Here is a 15,948-nt window from a genome sequence, read left to right as displayed (position 1 = left end):
TATATATAGGTGTATAATAATGCTACATGAGATATTATTCTACGGGAGAGGAGGGCAAGGAGCTGTAACAGCAGCCAATATACTAGTAGAGGCAGCAATGCTCGAGGGTAAACACGGCCAGGGATTCCCATTCTTCGGCGCTGAGAGAAGAGGCGCCCCTGTAACAGCGTTCGCCAGGTTAAGCGATAAGCCGATACTTAGACACGGGATGTTTAATGAGGCCGACGTGATCATCGTGCTGGATCCTGGACTACTGGATCTAGGAGTCGTTAAGAGGAGTTTACTGAGAGAGAATGGTATAGTTGTAGTGAACACCGAGAAGGATGAGATACCAATGGAAAGCATCAATCACCATGGCAGGGCAAGAATATATAGGGTTGACGCCACGAAGATAGCTAGAGACCTAGGGCTAGTTATCGCCGGATGGCCCGTAGTCAACACGAGCATGCTGGGCGCCTTCGCGAAAGCCACAGGACTGCTCACAATTGAAAGCGTTAAGAAAGCAATTATGAACTATTTTGAAGGCGGCAAGGCTGGCGAACTCAACATGAGGGCCGCCGAGCGTGCTTACCATGAGACCAAACTAGTTCTCGAGGTGTAGGCTATGAGTATACATGTAACACCACCTAAAACCGGGCAACTACCTTTAACAAGGCCTGGCATAGGAGTCGCTGGTAAAACAGGGTTCTGGAGGACGACCAAGCCTGTAGTAGACCAATCTAAGTGCACCCGGTGCTACCAATGCGAAATATTCTGCCCAGTGAACGTTATAAGGGTTGAACCCGAAACCGGTGTAAAAATAGATTATGACTACTGCAAGGGATGCGGGGTATGCGCCGACGTATGCCCCGTTAACGCGATAAGCATTGTTGAGGAGGTGAAGTAATGTGGGTGTGAAGAAGGCTTTAACAGGGAACTACGCCGTATCATACGCGGTGAAACTTGCAAGGCCGGATGTAATAGCTGCCTATCCGATAACACCTCAGACAAGCATAGTTGAGAAACTCTCGGAAATGATAGAGAACGGTGAATTAGATTCAGTGATGATCAGGGTTGAATCAGAGCATTCAGCACTAGCGGCATGCTTCGGGGCAGCCGTAGCCGGTGCCAGAGTATTCACCGCGACAAGCAGCCAGGGACTCCTCTACATGCATGAAGTAGTACACTGGGCATCCAGGGCCAGGATACCCATGGTTATGGCTATAGTATCTAGGACAATTAATACCCCGTGGAATATATGGCCTGACCATAGCGACTTTATGGATCAACGCGACGCCGGCTGGATAATGAGTTATGCGATGGATAACCAGGAGGCATTAGACCTAGTGCTACAGGCCTTCAAGATCAGTGAAGACCCCTCGGTATACCTCCCAGCCATGGTTGGACTTGAGGGCTTCATACTAGGACACACTACGATGCCTGTCGACATACCTGATGAATCAATGGTTAGAGAGTGGCTTGGCCCCCGTAGACAGGGGTACATTATCGATGGAAGCACCCCGCTTGCAGTAGGCGGGCTAACAATGCCTGAGGATACGGAGAATATTTTCTGTGGAATACAGGAGGCGATGAATGAGGCGAAGAAAGTGATCAAGGAGGTTACTAATGAGTACAATAAGCTATTTGGAAGAAAATATAGTGGACTAATAGAATGTTTCCACTGCAGTGATGCAAAATACATTACTATATCAATGGGTGCCTGGAGTGGTGATCTCATGGAGGCAGTGGAAAAGCTACGTAATGAAGGATACCCCATTGGATTAATACGTATAAGATACTACCGTCCATTCCCGATGGAAGACATATGGGAGGTAATTAGAAGCAGCAAAGGAGTGCTGGTATACGATAGATCAATAAGCTTCGGCTCATATGGCCCAATATTCACGGATCTAGCAGGTGGATTACTAACCTACACAAGGAACCCTCCCTATGTATCCAACATCGTGGCAGGAATCGCCGGCGTCAACGTTACAACCGAGGACTTCTACAAGCTTACAAAGGAGTTCATAGACGAGGTTGAAAAGAATGGCCAACCACCCGGCTTTAAATGGGTGAGGATCAGGAGGTGATATATGTGTCTACAGGTAGACCCAAGCCCCCTATACCATATAATATGAGGGATATAGTATTACCGGGAGACGCTGCCTGCCCAGGATGCCCTATACCAATGGCATGGAAGGTTCTCTCAGCTGTCTTCGGGGAGAAAATGATACTAGTTATACCAGCCTGCTGCTCCTCAGTAGTCGTGGGGACATACCCGTTTCACTCATTGAAGACAAGTATAATACATGTCCCATTTGCCTCGGCAGCGGCTGTAGCATCCGGGGTTGCTGAGGCCCTCGAGAGAAGGGGCATCCTGGATGTCCAGGTGGTGGCATGGGCAGGAGATGGTGGTACAGCTGACATAGGCATGGCTAGTTTAAGTGGTGCAGCCGAGAGGAATAACAATATATTGTACATAATGTACGATAACGAGGCTTATATGAACACCGGTATACAGAGAAGCTCGTCCACGCCGCTCGGCGCATGGACTACTACGACACCTATCAAGGGTAAAACAGAGCCCAAGAAAGACGTGGCAAAGATAATGATAGCCCATGGTGTACCATACGTTGCTACAGCAAGTATAGGGTATCCCCATGACTTCTACAATAAGTTACAGAAAGCAAAAGGGATCAGGGGATTCAAGTTCATACATCTCCATGCACCATGCCCAATAGGCTGGAGATTTGATCCAAGATATACAGTGAGAATGGCCAAGCTAGCTGTTGAAACAGGATTATGGATACTCTACGAGTACCACGATGGAAAACTCACGATATCCAGCCCGAGTAGGGCCTACATGGATCCAAGTAAGAGGAAGCCTATCGAGGAATATATTAAGCTACAAGGGAGGTACAGGAATATAACGGAAGAACTGCTAAGCGAGATAAGGAGGCAGATGGATGCGAACTGGGAGTGGATCAAGAAGCACATGTAACCTATATCTAGGCCAAGGGGGCAAGCTTCGATAAAACTATTACCGCAACCGTGAACGCCACCATAATAGCGATTAATATATGGGGTTTTAGTTTTAAGCCTACATCACTCTCCTCATAATATCTAACTAATCCAGCCGCCGAAAACATGCCTGGGGTATCTCTTCTACGCCTACCCTTCTTACTCATGGACGCCGCCTCCGAGAGATAATTAATCCCTATTGAGGCTTTTATATATTGTCAAGGCATGGTGTGGCTGGATGGACGTAAAGACCATGCAGGAATATATTAGGAGACAATACTATGAAAGGGATAGTGCAAGAGGCGTATTCGCTACCTTTACATGGTTCACAGAGGAAGTAGGCGAGTTAGCTGAGGCACTGCTACACATGGATAAATCTATGCTTGAGGAAGAACTAGCCGATGTATTCGCATGGCTTCTCAGCATAGCTAACTTGGTAAATATAGATCTAGAGGAGGCATTTAGAAAGAAGTATCTCAGCCCCGGTAGTTCTTGATTGTTTTTATAATACTTACCCCTCTCTCGGGATCCTTCTCCATTATAGTACCGGTAACTATGATATCTGCCCCGGCCTTAATCAACTCAAGTGCCGTATCAGGGGATCTAATACCCCCGCCGACCATAGTGATCAACTCAGTATGCTTCTTAACGATCCCGGGGAAGGCTGGTGGTATGTGGCTTTGGGCACCACTGCCAGCCTCCAGGTAGAGTAGTTTAAACCCCATCATTTCAGCTGCCAACGCGTATGCTAGAACAAGCTCGGGCTTCGAGTATGGTATTGGATACACTCTGCCAATATGCCCTACAGCTGTATCAGTGTTGAAGACTATGTAGCCTGTTGGAATGGTTTCAAGACCATATTTACGTATTAGAGGAGCGGCTAGGACCTGCACCTGCATTAAGTAGTATGGCTCCATGGTATTCATTAGGACCATGAATAATACCGCGTCAGCTTTAGGTGTTAAACAATTTAAATTACCTGGGAAAACCACCACGGGAAGACCGCTCTTTTTAAGTACTTCAGCTGTAGCCCCAGCCTCCTCCGGGGTTACACTAGTGCTCCCACCTATTAGAAAGGCATCGGTACCGGCACTACTGGCTATATCCATTAACTTCTCTAATTCATCGAGCCTGCTTACCTTATCAGGGTCTACTAGGGTGAAGTGTAGTTTCTCTCCTCCCGCTATCTTTCCCACTATGTAATTAAACACCTTATTCTTCATCCCGCTCTTCACCGATTTCCTCGCCGAGTTCCTCTAGCTCCTCTACTATCTCCTCCTCGCTGATCTCTTCTCCTGCCCCTGTTACTGGCTTGAACTCAACGCTTATCTTACCCTCTTCGAATAAATCAATGAACTTATTGTATACATCAACGCTCTGGTATATTGAGGGTACATTATTGTACTCATAGTAGAGCCCGCATCTACTGCACGAGATTATGGCTTTTCTACCAGAATCCTCCCTCCTGAACGTCACTGATAACGTGTGAGACCCGCAGTTAGGGCACTGGAAGAGTACGGGGATTCTTACCGCCTTCTTGATAATCTTTCTCCTCTTCCTCCTTCTACCCATATTACTCACCGATTAATCTAACCATTAGCTCAGTATTTATATAGTATTCTACGTAGAGTCCTCGAGAACCCCTTAGTGAACACCTCTCTGACAACCTTGATTAAGTCCTGCACCTCCACCTCTACCTCTCTATACTTACCTAGTCTACGTGCTACCTCAAGCCCCAATAAGTGTTTACAGTATGGTGCCTCCCCACGGGAGACAACCCTGATAGCGAAATCCATGCAACTACAGAAAGCTCTAGGTATGATCACGTAGTCTCTCTCAGGGCCACCATAGATCCATACTTCTCTATCTCCATCCTTCACCTTTATCTTGGTGAATCTATAGGAGTAAATAAGGGATAGTATATCCTTCCTCAAACCGGTTTTATCCAGTACAGAGTCCTCAGAAAGCCTGAACCTAGTCTCATGTAAATCCATGATCCATTTCTCCCTGGGTATTCATTCCAAGTTATTTTATATAAGTTTATGGTTTCATCTAGGGCTTCCACCCGGCCCAGTTCATTTCATGGATTCATGGATGGTAGTCGAGTTCAACAACACGTGACTCCCATCTATGGGATACCTGCCCAGGCTTTGAGCAACACTCCCATCACTTAGACGGACTCCTTAATAAATACTCCAACAATCAACCCATATAAACCCTCCCTAAACACCAAAAAGATCCCAGTCCACGACTTGTTACTAGTATATAATGCTCTCCAATCATTCCAGCCTCTAGACGCCGGAATATCGTTATAAAAGTTATTAATGTATCTTAAGGAATACATATGGTTAGGGAGTATTTAGATATTTGTGGGAGCATGAACCAAGGTGTTTCAACAGGTTTCCTAGCCATGGTATTTATAATGCTATTCCTACTTCCATCCATCGTTACAACGGTTGGTGAAACTATATATAATGTAGCCGATACCCTATGGATACAGTATTCTAATACCTCTCAAACTAGCTATGCTACAAGCACCTGTGTCAGCGGGAATTACCTCTACGTTATAGGGTATCCAGCAATAATCGAGAAGAGGAGCATATATGATGGTTCATTAATTAGCTCCTGGAATAGTGACGGCTACGGCAAATCCTTACTCCTAAGTGATTGCACGGTAGCCGGGGATAAACTAGTGGTTGTAGGGGTTGAAGGATCCAACTGGTATGCCGGGAGATGGATTATTCTAGGCTTCGACCTAGACTTAAACCTCATTGAAAGCTACCTCGGTAATTATAGTCCGCCTTCAGGGGCATTAAGTGTGACGTATGATGGACGCTACATCTATGTATCTGGGTTCGGGAGCGATCCCGGGACAGAGAAGTGGGTGATTGAGAAACGAGATCCCAGTGCTCTTGGAGTGGTCTTAGCTACATACAACGTAAATCCTAGTATCGGCAACGTAATGAGTGACCTGCCGAGAGCCATAGGGGTGAATCCTGTGACCAGGGATATATGGGTAGTTGGCTCGATGGGGTTCAATAATTCAAGTGGCATGTTACGGATCGAAATCCTAAGCTCTAACCTCACGAGAATAAGCAGTATTAACTCAACAAATTATCACGGTGCAACCGGGATAGTATTCGATGAAGACGGGTACGCGTATATCACGCTAGGGTATAGCGGGGCCGTGTTGAAACTCGATAAGTATGGAGATATCGTTGACAGCTTAAAACTCGATTTCTCCCCAGCGATTAAGATAGCGTACGCCAGGGGATTAATCTATGTCTTCGGGACAAATGAACTATACGGGGAAAGAAAACAATACCTCCAGGTATTGGATAAAAACCTTAAAACAGTTGCATTCAAAAGCCTGGCGCAAGGTAGCTTCCTATGGGTTGGTAAAGCATCAAGCGACTCCGATAGGGTGTATATCGCGGGATACGTTATAGAGCCTGAGGGAGGCTCGTACTCCTGGATAATATACTCCTTTAGCACAGGGGGCAGAGCGAGTTATACTGTGACGGCCACGATCACGAAAACCATGACAACCACTGTAACAACCACATTACCGACAACAGTGACAACGACTAAGACGGAATCTCATACATATACAGCCACCACCACGTTAACTGAGAGGAGAACTATCTACTACCCCTTCTCCGTTCCATACGTGATAACAACAACTACGAGCATTATAGTGTCAACAATTGAAACCATCACAATACAAGGTGCTAACAACACCAGCACATTCATACTACGAGAACTCATAGTTGACATACCATTGTCTATACTACTGCTGACACTAGGCCTAGCAATAGGATTCTTAACAAGATACATAAAACCGAGACGCAGTGGGCCCGCGGGGATTTGAACCCCGGGTCACGGGGAGTTCCGCCTCTTCAGCGGCTCGAGGTCCCGAACCCCGCATCCTAGTCCAGGCTAGACGACGGGCCCCTGGATAAAAATTACTTTATGGAAGGGTATTTAATACTATACCATTCAACCATTCCCTACCTTTCGGAGATCTGTGCCTAGACAACTTATATTAGCGAGTCAGTTAGTGGTGTGATCACCCGTTATTAATACCCATAGCGCTCTAAGGGTGTTTGCCCATATCCATTAGTTTGGCTACTTGTGGACACGGGTTCATTCTACTTGCTTCTTCTTGGCCCGTACGGTTTCAGAGTGTCCATATGTCTCCAGAGGAGTATTGGTAGCAGAGATTCAGCTTCACTATTGAGAGAGCTGCTCATGGGTGAAGAAAAGGCAAGGATAGTTGACCTAGGCCTAAAGGACATCGTGAGACTGGGTGCTAGGCTTGGCATTAAGTTGCTGCCCGAGTCTAAGATGAGGGCTAGGAGGCTTGATGATGTTGAAAGACAAGTAATATCCTCGGCGAGAATTCACGCACCCGATGCAGATATTATAACAGTTGTAAACCTTATTGAGCTCAAGAAGAGGTTTAACATAACAAGCGAGCACACACCAGATGCACTCATAGTAACAAAGGAAGGATTCTTGGGTAGGCTTATTGGAAAAGGTGGTGAGAGAATAAATGCTATTGAAAAAGACGTTGAAATGAGGCTACGTGGGGTTGAGCTAACACTAGACTTCAAGCCATTCATTAGAGCTGTGCATCCCGTGAGCTGGATATACAAGCATGTAGTAGACGTAGACTTCCCCGGGCCAAATCTAGCAGTAAAAGTAGAGAGCGATGCTTATGGAGCATTTGTAGGGCAGAAAGGCCTTCTTCAGAAGCTTTCTCGACATAGGTGTTAGGTGCTATGAAGTCGAAGTAGAACCAAGTTTTAGCTCAGCTATTCCAAATTTTAGTATTTTTGTAACTAAGGAAGAAGCTAGCTGCTCTGCACGAGGACATCTAGGACAACCTGGTGCATGCGTGGACCCACGTTTCTAACCTTCCTGATGTTACGTATTTCGCAGGTTCGTATACTTAGTTCTGCTAGCTTGCTTTCTAGTATGCGTCTACTCTTGCCCCTCCAATGTTCTCCGCGATCTGTGTGGACATATAAGTAGACGTGAACCCAGCCAGTTCTATTCTGCAGGTCTTCCATAGCGTAACCTAGGTAGTCTAGTGCCAATTCTGGGTGTGGCATTAGAACCCTGGTAGCACTACTCCTAAGCCTATTTAGAACAAGGTCCTTAGCATCTCCTAGGATAGGCTCTACCACGTCTTCTACTTTATTGAGCTTGATGTTTTCAACCATGTAGTAGTATGCATCTAGGGTTTATGTCTATGCTGTAAACCTTTTGCAACTTTGCGTGCTTAGCTATGATTATGCTGAAGAGCCCTGCACCCGCAAACATGTTGACAACTACTTCACCACTCTTCACAGCCCTAGCTATTCTCAAGTGCTCGTAGTTAAGGCTTGGTGATATGTACACCTTGTTTATGTCTACTTTGAAGTAGCACCCGTGTTCCTTGTACACTGTTTCGCTCCTTTGCTCGCCTGCCAGCCACACGTGCTTCCTGAGCCTATATGGGCTTTCAATGCCTGGTATTACAGCCCACACGCTCTTAATGTATGGAAACCTCTTCAAGAGCTCCTCGGCTAGAGGCTTCAAGTTAGTGGGTTTACTCCGAGTGATACTCTAATAAGCACTATGTCACCAACAAACTCTACTCTCTTCCAGATCTTGCTTGCAAATTCCTCTCCGAGAACTTCAGCAGCAAGCTTCTTGAGCAAGCTACCCCTAGTCATGGCTACAAGCTCTCTGCATACTTGCAGTACTTCTTAATCACACATGTAGTACAACTAGGCTTGCGAGCCTTGCACGTCTGCCTACCGTGTGTTATCAAGAGCAAGTGCAGGGGCTTGTAGTACTCTGGGCTAGTGTTTTCCATCCAAAAAGTCCTAATTGCTCCGTAGCTCCTCTTGCTAACAAACCCCATTCTCAGAGTAATCCTTGTAATGTGCGTGTCTACGGGAAACGTGGGAACACCGTACTTCATTAGTAGTACGACATCAGCTGTCTTCTCTCCTACGCCAGGTAGCTCGGTGAGAACTCTGCGGGCTTTGTCGAGTAGTCCAGCTTTAATGTAGCCTAGTAGTTCGCTCTCTACGTTGCGGTTCAGGAAAATCTCTGCGAGCTTGCGAATTCTAACTGCCCGCTGGTAGTGCATTCCAGCAGGCTTGATGAGGCTTGCTACGTACTCTGTACTCGATGATACTACGAGTTCAGGCATTAATTCTCCAAGAGCAGACTTTAAGTTCGAGTAGGCCCCAGGCGTTTTCATCACCCGTGTTCTGGCTCAGCATTACAGCTACTATGAACTCGAATAAGGATACTTCACTAAGCCTCGGTGCTACGAAGTCTTCAAGCTCAATGGTATATACCTTCGAGAGCTCAGCATAAATAGTGTTGCCAATCAACCCTACCAGCACCAGCACTAAGGTGTCTTACCACGTTCGTTATGGATAAGCCCTCTCCCTGAAGCGTGGGAATGATATAGCATCTCTTATGTGATCTAAGCCTGCTATCCACATAACGGCTCTTTCTATGCCAAGTCCAAACCCACTGTGAGGCACACTACCGTACCTTCGCAAGTCTAGGTACCACATGTAGTCATCTAGGTTTAACCCCTGCTCAACTATTCTCTGGTAGAGCACATCGTAGTCGTCTTCTCTCTCGCCACCGCCAATTATTTCTCCATAGCCTTCTGGTGCTAGGAAGTCAAAGCCTAGAACATCATCGGGACGTGACCTGTCTACTTTCATGTAGAAGCTCTTAATGTGCTTTGGAAAGTGCATGATGAAGAATGGTGTTTCAAACTCCATTGTCAAAATTCTTTCTTCATCTGCTTCCAGGTCATCACCCCACTCTATGTTAACTCCTTTCTTCTGAAACATCTCTATTGCTTCACCGTACTTTATTGCAGGGTATGGCGTATTCAGCGCCTTCTTGAGGGTACTAATGTCTCTGCCGAGATCCTCTAGATCCCTCCTCTCCTCCAATACTTTTTCAACAATGTATGCTACGAGCTCTTCAGCAACCTTCATCATGTCATGCATACTGTACCATGCGGCTTCGGGCTCTAAGTGCCAGTACTCTGCAAGGTGCCTTCGAGTTCTTGACTTTTCAGCTCTAAAGCTAGGCGTCAAGCTGACCTCCTCCCCGTCCTGAAGGGCGGGGGTTCCCTTTAGGGTAGTTCATTAGTTCCCCGCATCTATTCCGGGTTTACATCTGTAAGGTCCTGCATTTAAGAATATATTTACTCTGCAGTGCTATGTGAGAAGCGCGCAGGTGACTACGCGTGCTACATACTTATAATTGCTTCTTAGAAACTCTTCTAACTAGAACTAGCATTAGGTGGTATAAGCCAGATCCAATTCCAAGAAGTGTTGTTGAAAAGCTCATAGAAGCAGCTACTAGGGCTCCCACTGCTTCAGCTGGTGAACAGTGGTACTTCATAGTTGTTGAAAGCGATAGTAAGAGAAAGGCCATTCACGAGCTTCTGAAAAGAGCCCACGAAGTGTACATCAAAAGCGTTCTGAGGCAACCACTCCCCGAGAACTTCGTGGCTAAGTGGATGGCTAGAATAGATGGAGGCATATACTACGCACCTCTGTACATAGTAGCCTACGTAGACCTGAGGCGTAGGCTCTATAGCGATGAATACGATGAGTACGAGAAACTAATGGCAATCCAATCCTTGTCAACAGCTATTGAAAACCTTATTCTAGCAGCATGGTCCAGGATATTGGAGCAGTGTGGCTTGGTGTACCACTACTTCTGAAAAGCGAGTTTGATAGAGTACTGAATCCACCAGAAGGTCTAGAGCTCCAGGCAGTAATAACAGTAGGCTACCCCGCAGAAACACCAACTCCGCGAAAGAGAAAGCCCTTAAGCGAAGTATACCACGTGGTCTAACACCACGTAACCGTTTGTCCCTAGGGGGTTATTTTATATGGTTTAGGAGTGCTCAAGGTTGCTTCTAGGGGCTTCCACTTCGTCCACAGGGACACGCCTGAGCACATGGAAGACACAATAGACAGAGAGAAGGCCAAAAATCTCGCCTCTTAGTAGAAAAGAAGAAAGATAGGATAAACGAATGGTTCTGCTTTTTGACTGTTGTTTTGGTTTTCATGAGAGTTCATGTTGGTTGATATCAATTTTGCTTAGCCACCTTGGTGTCACTAGATATGTAGATACTGTGTGCCTGTTTAGCCCTCTTATTTTCATGACTCTCTTGCACTCGTCTGAATTAGATGCACCCTTTGGATTTACAAGCACCACACGTAGTCCTTCTTCAAGCTCTTTAGCACTCCGTGTGGCACAAGTTGTCTCTTAGCAAATTTGCTTATCATCCTGATTAACCGTAGGATCCTTAGCGAATTTGAAGAGATTCCCAAATAATATATGAGTTGCCACAAGCTTTCTCAATACTAATTATATGGGATGGTTGTAGCACAATCATGATGGCCTTCAGTCTATAAAGTAGGACTCCTATGAAGTAGGACTGTTATTCATGATAAAACATTTTAAAATACTTCAGGCTATATGATTTAAGCACAATCGCAAATGTACTTTACATATACCCAGCCTACTTGCATATCGCAGTATTCTACCCCCCTTCCTCCGCATGTAAAGTAGGGACATGCAATACCACAAGCTGCTAGAATGCCGAATATTGCTATTACTATTATAATAAGCACTACAATTACTACGGGGATATATAGCTTTCTTGAGGTTCTCTGGGCAATACCATATGTAATCGTAGATGCGATTGCAGCACTTATTATGATGAGAAGTGGTGTGGCCTCAAATATTGTTGCATTGCCAGATTTCTCCACATTGACAAGCAGGCTTGGAGTGCTGTGTGTTGCAATGGAGTACAGTGTAATGCCTATAAGAGATATTGTATTAATCAGTAACGTTAATACTATGACTAGTACTGCTAAGGCAATGTATCGCACAACACTGTGGTTCATAGTTTCTAATCCCCTACTACATAGTATGGGCTGGGACGGTTTTTCAACTTTTATCACCATGATAAATTTTAGAGTAATACAATAGAAGTTATGCTTAGAACATGCACACTAGTTCATTAAAAGCACGAACTTATGTATGATATTGTCTAAAAGATGAAACGGGCAAGCAAAGAAAAGATAGTTTCTGAAGATATCTTGTTGATTTATTCAGAAGTGGGTGTGAATAAGACACCAAAACTCTTAGATGACTCACCACGTAATTGTTTTACACTTAGCTTTAAACATGATGTTGTAGGAATGCATAACAGAATATAATTATTCTTACATTGGTTAATATCTTTTTGCAATGTGGATAAAAAGGGAAGTAAAGGAGGTGCTAATGGAGATACAACCCATAAGATTACTTTGTTTCACATGTCTTTTAGGCAGTGGATCGGGTTATTGCCTGCTTTGTTGCTCTATAGCGCAACTCATCTGTATGAAGTACGCTTGTGTTTGGGATTTCTTTGTGGAATAGCTCTATAAGACGATTTTCTCTACTTGTTATAACTACTGCGCTATAGTTTTTGATATTCTTCACAATGTCTGCAAGAAGTGGGAGACCCTCGTCATCTAGTCCCACAGTGGGATCGTCTATTGCTATAAACCGCACCTTCTTCTTTACCACAATTGCTGTAGATAGCTGTAGACGCCTCCTCTGGCCTTGGCTAAGCTTGGCTATAAGCACCTTTCTTGGTATATCAACAATAGCCAGAGCCTCTTCCACAGATTCGCTATCAGCCTTGTAGAGCAGTGCTATAGTCTTGACATAATCTTCAGCTGTTATACTTACTGGTAGTGTTGTGGTCTCTGGAACTAGGTAAATAAAGCTTGCTGTTCTACGAGGTTCACCTCCACAGCAGATTATTCGCCCCTGCAAGGGCTTTCGAAGCCCAGTAAGCGTCTTGAGAAGAGTTGTCTTACCAGATCCGTTGGGTCCAAATACTATGAGCACATCACCTAGCCGCAACCTAAGGTTGAGGGGGCCAAGGAGTGGATTACCTGGATATCCTACTACAAGTCCCTGAGTCTCAAGCATATAGTCATCTTTCACCATATCTTCTCCTCATGTCATCATGTCAATAGATTGATTAAATGCCCCTATAAAATCTGCTAGAGATAATACAACCATGACAAGGTAGAGCATAATATAGATTGCGTTTCTTGATATGAATATTACAGGGAATGCTAAGATCGAGGGTATTATGAGGCTCCAGACTGCGGAGCACAACAGCAATGATGTATCTATACAATCAACCTCTACTACAATCCTCATACCCTGCCAGTACACAGCAACTTCCTTGTTCTTAAGAGGTACCAGATGACCAACTTCGTGTAGAAATAGTAATATGAAACCAAAGCTAATATATAGCATGGCATCAATGGCTTTCCATACTGTACAATACCTCAATACTGTGAGACATGGTAGCACAACTATAATTACGGCAATCACATAGAGAAGTAGCAGTCTCAGGCCTACGTGCCTTATAAGAAGGAGAAGGTTGGAAATAATTGACTTCATCATCACCACCTCTTTGCATGGAACGTATATAGCTGAGGAATGAGGCCTTTGGCTATGGCTATGAGGTAAACCGCAAGGACTGGGGCTAGAGAGGTTATGGCTAAGGTCGTGAGAGATAGGTTGTAGCGTATAACAAGCTGTTCATACACAAACATCAGTGCTATGTAGATGAGTATGAGCCTCGAATAAGTGTCTTTGTTCTCTGGGTCGACAAGACTAATAATTGCTGCTTTTACCGAGGCCGCGATAACTGCTTCAAGGTTTGAGAGAGATCCGATACCAGCTATAACAAAGGGTGCAAATGCAACTATGAGAACTGCTGTGCCATAGAGCATTGACACCGCTATGTTTATTGCAACAATTAATGCTCCGTAAAGTCCACGAATATAGGGTGCGAAATGAGCTTCAATGAAGCGTGTGGCTGCGAAAGGCAGGGGCTCTAGAAGCCTCAATAATAATTGAAGGGCTGACCACAGCGAGGCAATAGCGTAGATCTCAAAATGCTTTGCCGGATCTAAGGGGCCGACAATGGCAACAGAAGTAGATAATGGGCTGGCGAAAAGCCGGATCTGGTCTTTGGGAATAATATATGCAAGGACTAGCGATGAAAGAAGAGCCGGCCCTATAAGAAGGGCTATGAAAACCGGGTGCTGGATAGTTATAGGCACTTTGCCTATTGTTAATAGCTTAACCTTTGGTATTCTTGCAAGCGCATAGACTATTTCTCCCCCAATCGAAAGTATTATGAGGGCTGTGGCTGTGTATGCATCAAATACATAGACAACTAGACCTGCTATCACGCCGTAGAGTGGGCGAACAAGAAGAGTTAGATAGGCTATTGAAAAGAAGAATAAGACTATCACAGCTTTTGCAGGTTCTAGCACCCCTATGTAAACTGCTACAGTAGCTGGAACTAGAAACACCAATGTATTCAGCAATACAGAGGGTATCAGAAGCTTCCTAGCCACCAGAAGATGCTCAACTCCAAGAACATGAAGTGGATTAGCAGACAGTGCCAACATCACAGCTAAAAGAGTGTAGTAGAGGAGAAATAGTAGGTGGATACAATCCCCTAGTACTGCCATAGGAAGTAAAAGTAGGAAGCTACTGAATCGAAGTAGCAAAAAGGTGAAAAAGATTGTTAAGGCTACAATCATAAGCCAGCTTGGCCTTTTAATGTACGCCTTGAGCAATACTTTCATAAGAGATATCTGGTGAATCTGGTGGTGCATAGCAGCGCACCAAGGAAATATTGAAAGGGGCGTGGATTAATACCTTATCTACTTACCGCCTCTATGAGTTGCTCTATGTTCTCTCTATTCAGCAGTAGTGTAGACAACTACAACCACCTCTTTTCCATGCAGGTGCCCTATCTTCTCGGCAACGCTCTTAGGGATGTAGATGCCTAGAGATCTCCCCCTACCAAGCTTCGAGATAGTAGCCCTAAACACGTAGACCTCAGACATCTTCAGTCCCCAATACAGGTGAAACAAGTTCACCTCTATCTTAGCACCTGTAGCTCTTGAGAGCTCTACTACTTCTCTGGGTACAAGTGCAACAGTGTTTCCATTAACAGAAATCACGGGATGTCTTGCAAGTAGCATGTATGTTAGCTACTACTTCAATAGCTTTCATAGCAAATGGCTGCGTAGCCTCGCCGAGGAGGTAGTCAAAGCACTCTACGCGCCCGTGAGCTATAAGACCCTCCTCGACTAATAGGCCGTACTTAAATCCCTCAACTAGTCTTTCCCTGATAAGCAAGCTGGTTCTTCGAGGGTGGTTGGGTGGTATGTACAATGCTTGCACCAGTTTGCGATATAGTGGTCACGAAGGCTTTAATACCTCTTTTGCGAAGTTCCTCCAGGGCGCTACCGACAAATTCTCTCTTAACCCACATTACTAGAGCAGACTTCTTCAAGTAGTAGCCTACAACTCCTTTGACACGGCTTACTACTTGGTTAGCAGTGCTGTAGTCGAATGTCATGCTTGTGAATCTCCTGGAATTTTCAAAGAAGACAAGTAAATCCTCTGTTTCAACGAATTCGCGTAGGAGCTTCTCGCCAACAGCATAAGCCTCGGTAGGTATCCTGGCTAGCATGCGTGATGTGCTCTCTCCAGTACCGAGCTCTGCAACAATCAGCACTACCTTTTGCCTCGACAGTATTCTGTAAGCATAGCCTATCCCTGGAGCCCCAGGCACCACTCTGACTACTACGCCCCCAAGCCACTCAGCTATCACATCTTCAAGACCCGTAGAGTACTTTACTTCGAGAACGTGAGCTAGTTGAAAAGCTTTTGTGAGAGGCTTACAACTGAAAGCCTCGCCCTTCTGTGGCGGGGATGAGAGGAGAGTTTATTAAGTTTTGGCGGTAGCGTTATGATTAGATGATGATGTGGCGGTGAGTGTGAATAGTCAAGCCCTCGGATGATGAT

At 45.2% G+C, this 15,948-nt stretch carries 23 protein-coding genes, 1 tRNA gene and 2 pseudogenes; 7 read left to right on the top strand and 19 right to left on the bottom strand.

All coding sequences use genetic code 11. The annotated features are described in order from the left end of the window. The first annotated feature begins 19 nt into the window (after positions 1-19). From QXV08_RS05730 to QXV08_RS05715, 4 genes are read left to right on the top strand one after another with little or no spacing between them, the layout of a single operon-like run. Positions 20-601, top strand: a complete 582-nt coding sequence (locus tag QXV08_RS05730) for a 2-oxoacid:acceptor oxidoreductase family protein (RefSeq protein WP_342786065.1) — start codon at positions 20-22, stop codon at positions 599-601. A 3-nt stretch (positions 602-604) separates the two neighbouring features. Continuing rightward, positions 605-886, top strand: a complete 282-nt coding sequence (locus tag QXV08_RS05725) for a 4Fe-4S binding protein (protein ID WP_342786067.1) — start codon at positions 605-607, stop codon at positions 884-886. A gap of 1 nt (position 887) precedes the next feature. Beyond that, complete coding sequence (locus tag QXV08_RS05720) at positions 888-2,069, top strand: pyruvate ferredoxin oxidoreductase (protein ID WP_342786069.1); 1,182 nt, start codon at positions 888-890, stop codon at positions 2,067-2,069. Next, the gene (locus QXV08_RS05715; protein ID WP_342788122.1) at positions 2,048-2,980 is read left to right on the top strand and encodes a 3-methyl-2-oxobutanoate dehydrogenase subunit beta; all 933 of its coding nucleotides are present in this window, start codon (positions 2,048-2,050) and stop codon (positions 2,978-2,980) included. Before QXV08_RS05720 ends, QXV08_RS05715 begins: the two co-directional genes overlap by 22 nt. 7 nt (positions 2,981-2,987) lie before the next feature. On the opposite strand, the gene QXV08_RS05710 is transcribed toward QXV08_RS05715, so the two are convergent. Beyond that, the gene (locus QXV08_RS05710) at positions 2,988-3,167 is read right to left on the bottom strand and encodes a preprotein translocase subunit Sec61beta (RefSeq protein WP_342786073.1); all 180 of its coding nucleotides are present in this window, start codon (positions 3,165-3,167) and stop codon (positions 2,988-2,990) included. 71 nt (positions 3,168-3,238) lie between these two features. Here QXV08_RS05710 and QXV08_RS05705 point away from each other — a divergent pair, with 71 nt between their 5' ends. After that, positions 3,239-3,496, top strand: coding sequence for a MazG nucleotide pyrophosphohydrolase domain-containing protein (locus QXV08_RS05705; protein ID WP_342786075.1), 258 nt, complete (start codon positions 3,239-3,241; stop codon positions 3,494-3,496). On the opposite strand, the gene QXV08_RS05700 is transcribed toward QXV08_RS05705, so the two are convergent. The 6 genes from QXV08_RS05700 to QXV08_RS05675 form a co-directional block, all read right to left on the bottom strand. After that, entirely contained in the window at positions 3,477-4,223 is a 747-nt protein-coding gene (locus QXV08_RS05700) for a geranylgeranylglyceryl/heptaprenylglyceryl phosphate synthase (RefSeq protein ID WP_342786077.1), read from the bottom strand. The genes QXV08_RS05705 and QXV08_RS05700 overlap by 20 nt on opposite strands. Then, positions 4,213-4,572, bottom strand: a complete 360-nt coding sequence (locus QXV08_RS05695; protein WP_342786079.1) for a hypothetical protein — start codon at positions 4,570-4,572, stop codon at positions 4,213-4,215. The genes QXV08_RS05700 and QXV08_RS05695 overlap by 11 nt, the downstream gene beginning before the upstream one ends. A gap of 29 nt (positions 4,573-4,601) precedes the next feature. Continuing rightward, a complete protein-coding gene (locus QXV08_RS05690) occupies positions 4,602-4,994 on the bottom strand; it encodes a metal-binding protein (protein ID WP_342786081.1) in 393 nt (130 codons plus the stop codon). A 646-nt stretch (positions 4,995-5,640) separates the two neighbouring features. After that, positions 5,641-5,772, bottom strand: coding sequence for a hypothetical protein (locus tag QXV08_RS05685; RefSeq protein WP_342786083.1), 132 nt, complete (start codon positions 5,770-5,772; stop codon positions 5,641-5,643). Positions 5,773-6,648: 876 nt separating this feature from the next. Continuing rightward, positions 6,649-6,837 (bottom strand): hypothetical protein, encoded by a 189-nt coding sequence (locus QXV08_RS05680; protein ID WP_342791428.1) that lies wholly within the window; start codon positions 6,835-6,837, stop codon positions 6,649-6,651. Between the two features lie 15 nt (positions 6,838-6,852). Then, positions 6,853-6,954, bottom strand: a tRNA-Pro gene (locus QXV08_RS05675). 231 nt (positions 6,955-7,185) lie between these two features. On the opposite strand from QXV08_RS05675, the gene QXV08_RS05670 reads away from it, so the two are divergent. Beyond that, on the top strand, positions 7,186-7,779 hold the full coding sequence (locus tag QXV08_RS05670) for a KH domain-containing protein (protein WP_342788123.1): 594 nt from the start codon (positions 7,186-7,188) through the stop codon (positions 7,777-7,779). Positions 7,780-7,856: 77 nt separating this feature from the next. On the opposite strand, the gene QXV08_RS05665 is transcribed toward QXV08_RS05670, so the two are convergent. From QXV08_RS05665 to QXV08_RS05640, 6 genes and pseudogenes are all read right to left on the bottom strand, one after another. Beyond that, positions 7,857-8,228 carry a hypothetical protein gene (locus QXV08_RS05665; protein WP_342786087.1) on the bottom strand — a complete coding sequence of 124 codons (372 nt, stop codon included), beginning with the start codon at positions 8,226-8,228 and terminating at the stop codon, positions 7,857-7,859. Then, a complete protein-coding gene (locus tag QXV08_RS05660) occupies positions 8,221-8,586 on the bottom strand; it encodes a hypothetical protein (RefSeq protein WP_342786089.1) in 366 nt (121 codons plus the stop codon). Before QXV08_RS05660 ends, QXV08_RS05665 begins: the two co-directional genes overlap by 8 nt. Then, positions 8,583-8,723, bottom strand: a complete 141-nt coding sequence (locus tag QXV08_RS05655) for a hypothetical protein (protein WP_342786091.1) — start codon at positions 8,721-8,723, stop codon at positions 8,583-8,585. The genes QXV08_RS05660 and QXV08_RS05655 overlap by 4 nt, the downstream gene beginning before the upstream one ends. Before the next feature lie 2 nt (positions 8,724-8,725). After that, complete coding sequence (gene nth, locus QXV08_RS05650) at positions 8,726-9,259, bottom strand: endonuclease III (RefSeq protein WP_342786093.1); 534 nt, start codon at positions 9,257-9,259, stop codon at positions 8,726-8,728. Further along, positions 9,201-9,413, bottom strand: coding sequence for a hypothetical protein (locus tag QXV08_RS05645; protein WP_342786095.1), 213 nt, complete (start codon positions 9,411-9,413; stop codon positions 9,201-9,203). Before QXV08_RS05645 ends, nth begins: the two co-directional genes overlap by 59 nt. Positions 9,414-9,434: 21 nt before the next feature. Next, positions 9,435-10,127, bottom strand: a pseudogene (locus QXV08_RS05640) (amino acid--tRNA ligase-related protein); the annotation flags it as partial. Between the two features lie 149 nt (positions 10,128-10,276). Between QXV08_RS05640 and QXV08_RS05635 the strand changes: the two are divergent. Continuing rightward, on the top strand, positions 10,277-10,759 hold the full coding sequence (locus QXV08_RS05635) for a nitroreductase family protein (RefSeq protein ID WP_342786097.1): 483 nt from the start codon (positions 10,277-10,279) through the stop codon (positions 10,757-10,759). Positions 10,760-11,528: 769 nt separating this feature from the next. Here the strand turns inward: QXV08_RS05635 and QXV08_RS05630 are convergent. From QXV08_RS05630 to QXV08_RS05605, 6 genes and pseudogenes are all read right to left on the bottom strand, one after another. Continuing rightward, positions 11,529-12,014, bottom strand: coding sequence for a hypothetical protein (locus tag QXV08_RS05630; RefSeq protein ID WP_342788445.1), 486 nt, complete (start codon positions 12,012-12,014; stop codon positions 11,529-11,531). A gap of 361 nt (positions 12,015-12,375) precedes the next feature. Then, a complete protein-coding gene (locus QXV08_RS05625; RefSeq protein ID WP_342786101.1) occupies positions 12,376-13,050 on the bottom strand; it encodes an ATP-binding cassette domain-containing protein in 675 nt (224 codons plus the stop codon). A 9-nt stretch (positions 13,051-13,059) separates the two neighbouring features. Then, positions 13,060-13,515, bottom strand: a complete 456-nt coding sequence (locus QXV08_RS05620) for a hypothetical protein (protein WP_342786103.1) — start codon at positions 13,513-13,515, stop codon at positions 13,060-13,062. Positions 13,516-13,517: 2 nt separating this feature from the next. Next, positions 13,518-14,747: a hypothetical protein gene (locus tag QXV08_RS05615; RefSeq protein WP_342791430.1), complete on the bottom strand. Its 1,230-nt coding sequence runs from the start codon at positions 14,745-14,747 to the stop codon at positions 13,518-13,520. Positions 14,748-14,999: 252 nt separating this feature from the next. Continuing rightward, positions 15,000-15,312: pseudogene (locus QXV08_RS05610) on the bottom strand (phosphopantothenate/pantothenate synthetase family protein); the annotation flags it as partial. After that, positions 15,251-15,754: a hypothetical protein gene (locus tag QXV08_RS05605; RefSeq protein WP_342786258.1), complete on the bottom strand. Its 504-nt coding sequence runs from the start codon at positions 15,752-15,754 to the stop codon at positions 15,251-15,253. The pseudogene QXV08_RS05610 and the gene QXV08_RS05605, both read right to left, overlap by 62 nt. Between the last annotated feature and the right edge of the window lie 194 nt (positions 15,755-15,948).

The sequence above is a fragment of the Desulfurococcus sp. genome, assembly GCF_038881575.1.
GTDB lineage: Archaea > Thermoproteota > Thermoprotei_A > Sulfolobales > Desulfurococcaceae > Desulfurococcus.
The sequence above is the reverse complement of the archived record's forward strand: the minus strand, read 5'-3'. Positions and strand labels throughout refer to the sequence as shown.